General features: G+C 41.9%; 4 protein-coding genes. 2 read left to right on the top strand and 2 right to left on the bottom strand.

Annotated elements, in window-relative coordinates; genetic code table 11:
* Both VNZ46_RS04380 and VNZ46_RS04385 read left to right on the top strand, forming a co-directional pair.
* The coding region (locus tag VNZ46_RS04380) for a hypothetical protein (protein ID WP_325558900.1) at positions 1–288 on the top strand (288 nt) is incomplete at its 5' end.
* An 18-nt stretch (positions 289–306) separates the two neighbouring features.
* The gene (locus tag VNZ46_RS04385) at positions 307–1,908 is read left to right on the top strand and encodes a RagB/SusD family nutrient uptake outer membrane protein (RefSeq protein ID WP_325558902.1); all 1,602 of its coding nucleotides are present in this window, start codon (positions 307–309) and stop codon (positions 1,906–1,908) included.
* Between the two features lie 174 nt (positions 1,909–2,082).
* On the opposite strand, the gene VNZ46_RS04390 is transcribed toward VNZ46_RS04385, so the two are convergent.
* The gene (locus VNZ46_RS04390; RefSeq protein WP_325558903.1) at positions 2,083–2,691 is read right to left on the bottom strand and encodes a gluconate 2-dehydrogenase subunit 3 family protein; all 609 of its coding nucleotides are present in this window, start codon (positions 2,689–2,691) and stop codon (positions 2,083–2,085) included.
* A 4-nt stretch (positions 2,692–2,695) separates the two neighbouring features.
* On the bottom strand, positions 2,696–3,599 hold a 904-nt coding region (locus VNZ46_RS04395; RefSeq protein WP_325558905.1), incomplete at its 5' end, for a GMC family oxidoreductase.

The following is a 3,599-nucleotide window of genomic DNA, read 5'->3' on the forward strand; positions in this document are numbered from 1 at the left end:
CTGAACAGCGATCTGGTCTATGTAAGTGACTATATTGAAAAAGCGGATTATGTTAAAATTGACAACGTTACTCTAGGTTATACCTTTTCCGATAAACTGATCAAAGGAATCAGGAACCTCAGAATATACGTTTCTGCATTGAACCTGTTTACCATTACAAAATACAAAGGCCTGGATCCGGAGGCCGTAAGTTATACCGGCGATTTCAGCTTTGCACCAGGTATCGAAAACAGAGATACTTATCCAACCACAAGAACATTCACCGCAGGCCTTAATGTCTCTTTTTAAGCCATAACTGATAACATCATGAAAACAAAAATATTATATATACTTATTGCAGCTTTTGGATGTGCAGGCACCCTAAGCTCTTGTACCAAACTGGATGAAGAAGTCTACTCTGAAGTACTTCCTTCCAAGTTCACTCCAACTGAAAAAGATCTTCCAACCATTCTGGCACCTACCTACGCCTCTCTCAGAACAGTGATGTGTGGATGGCAAGGGTATTTTGACCTGCAGGAAGAGGCTGCGGACTGTATCATTACACCCGTTCGGCCAAATGGATGGGATGATGCCGGAACCTACCGCCGGATGCACCAGCATACCTGGACTACCCAGGAATGGCAACCTTATAACACCTGGATAAATGCCTTTGCCACCATCACCAAAACCAATACCATCCTTTCTCAAATTGATGCCGGCACCCTTCAGCTGGGTGATATCAAGGCAGGTGTAGTGGCAGAACTCCGTGCAGTCAGGGCCTTTGGCTATTACCTGTTGCTGGACAACCATGGAAATGTACCGATCATTACCAAAGTAGACCCTGATGATAAAACCCTGCCTAAACAAAACACCAGGGCCGAAGTGTATGCATTCGTTGTAAAAGAACTCAATGAAATTATGCCATCGCTGAGCGAAGATGCAAAAACCACCTACGGAAGATTAAACAAATGGGGTGTAAAAGCCTTACTAGCCAAAATATACCTCAACTCAGAAGTTTATGTAGGTACCGCTGAATATGCAAAATGTATTAAAGAAGCCAATGATATTATAGCCAGTGGCAAATACCGTCTGGACAACAATTACTCAGATGTATTTACTTATACCAACCAGAACTCTGCAGAAATCATATTTGCCATTCCATACGATGAAATTTATGGCGTAGGCAACCAGATCCACATGAAAACATTGGATCCTCTGAGCCAGGGCGTATATCAGATGACTGCTCAACCATGGGGCGGTAACTGCGCTGTGCCTCAGTTTATCAACACTTATGATCCAGAAGACAGCAGGCTGAAAGACTCCTGGATCCAGGGGCCACAATCCAATCCTTTAACCGGACAGGTACTTATCTCTTATGTCAACTCGGTACCAGGAATGGGTGGTTTGGATGGAATTGTTGCGCCGAGCAATGCAGGTTTTAGAATCGGAAAATTTGTGATCAAACAAAAAGCCACCAACAATCTGGACAATGACTTTCCTTTTCTTCGTTACGGAGATGTACTGATGATGAAAGCAGAGGCTTTGCTTAGAACAGGCGACCCTGACGGGGCAGCCACCTTAGTTACCCAGATCAGACAACGTGCCTTTAAAAGTAATGCATCCAAAGCGATGGTCAGTGGTGCAGACTTACTTAAAGGAAGCGTTTATCAATACGGATTGCAAGCACCTGATGGAACGATATCCGCTTCAAATGGTGGTGCTGATATTAAATACGGGCGCTTCCTGGATGAACTGGGATGGGAATTTGCTGCGGAAGCACATCGTCGTCAGGACCTGATTCGCTTTGGGATATATGAGACTAAACAATGGTTTAACCATTCCCCGAAATCCCCAACCCGTAGTTTATTTCCAATTCCGCAGGATGAAATAGCGAAAAATCCTAATTTAAAGCAGAATCCAGGCTATTAAACCATTTATGTTGAAGTCAAACCTATTATTCTTATAAAAAAGAAGGATAAGATCGAAGGCTACTTAAGCTTAGGCGGGCCGGAAAAGCCCGCAAACCTTAAAAGGCCTTCTCCCTTGTTCCTTCTTTTTTTCTGGGAGCATAGACCGAAAAAGCTCCTGTTATTTATGGTGAAATTAAGCCCAGGCTTTATCGCCCTTTTTATAAGGAACAGCTCCATCAAAGCGTCCAGGAACAGCAATATATCTTAAAGCCTGAGTACAACCAGGTTCTGAGGTGAAATATCCGAGCATGGTCAATTGCTTCATCATGGTGAAATAATGATTTGGCAGGCCAGCAAAGTCCTTATTCTTTTTACGCTCTATTTCTTCTAAGCCACTTTTTTTGGACTGATACTCTTTCGCTTCTTTATCAAGGTTTACTAATAACGATAGTCTTTGTGCCGGGGTCACTTTTAAAAAACCTGAACCATGGATTTTTTTACAGGCTTCATCAAGTTGACCAATGCCAGCATAAAAAGCTTTTTGATCTTTCTCTTCATAACAATCATTCACCATAACCGTCATAAAAGTACCAACCTTAGCTGCTTTAGCTCCAGGGCTTTTAGTAGCAGGCAAGATGGTTTCGGAAACCTCATTCAAAAAATCTACTTCTTCCGAAGTAAAATCTATTGCATTTTTTGATTCCCTTTTTCCAGGACTGCAACCAACCAACAAAGCATTACCTCCAATCATCACCCCGCCGGTAAACAACGCAATCATTTTCAAAAGTTCTCGTCTTTCCATAGTACTAGATATTATTTTTCTTTAACTCACTAACTGCATAATCTACAGCTCTCGCTGTCAGCGCCATATAAGTTAACGAAGGGTTTTGACAGGCAGACGAAGTCATACAGGCGCCATCGGTAACAAATACATTCATGCAATCCCATACCTGGTTCCATTTATTCAAAACTGATGTTTTTGGATCCCTGCCCATTCTTGCTGTACCCATCTCATGAATACCGTGTCCTAAAGCATGACCACCATCCCAGGTATGAATATTTTTTACACCTACAGCATCAAACATCGCCCGCATTTCTTCCTGCATATCTTTACGCATTTTGAATTCATTCTCTTTTAATTCTGCATCCATAGCCAAAACAGGCAAGCCCCATTTATCTTTCTTATGATGATCCAGCGAAACTTTATTCTCATGATAAGGAAGAATTTCACCAAATGCAGTCGCGCCGATAGACCATTGACCTGGTTCTGTTAAAGCATCTTTAAATTCTCCGCCAATATTTAACTCCGCAATCTCTCTGCTCCACCCTTCTCTGCTTGCTCCTCCCTGATACCCAAAACCACGCAGATAATCTCTTTTATCACCGCCTAAATTCGCAAATCTTGGAATGTAAAAACCGTTTGCTCTCCGCCCAAATACATATTGATCCTCGTAACCTTCAACAGTACCCGAAGCACCTATATTATAATGATGATCCATTACATTATGTCCTAATTCACCACTGCTACTTCCCAATCCACCTGGCCATACATCGGTTGCTGAGTTCAATAAGATCCATGCAGTGTTTAAAGTTGAAGCACATAAAAAAACGATTTTACTTTTAAACTCATAAGTTTGATTGTTTTCTATATCCAGAATCTCTACACCCCGCGCTTTTTTAGTATCCTTATCATACAAAACCTGCTTTACT

Origin of the sequence: Pedobacter sp. (assembly GCF_035566355.1) — a bacterium.
Taxonomy (GTDB): Bacteria; Bacteroidota; Bacteroidia; order Sphingobacteriales; family Sphingobacteriaceae; genus Pedobacter.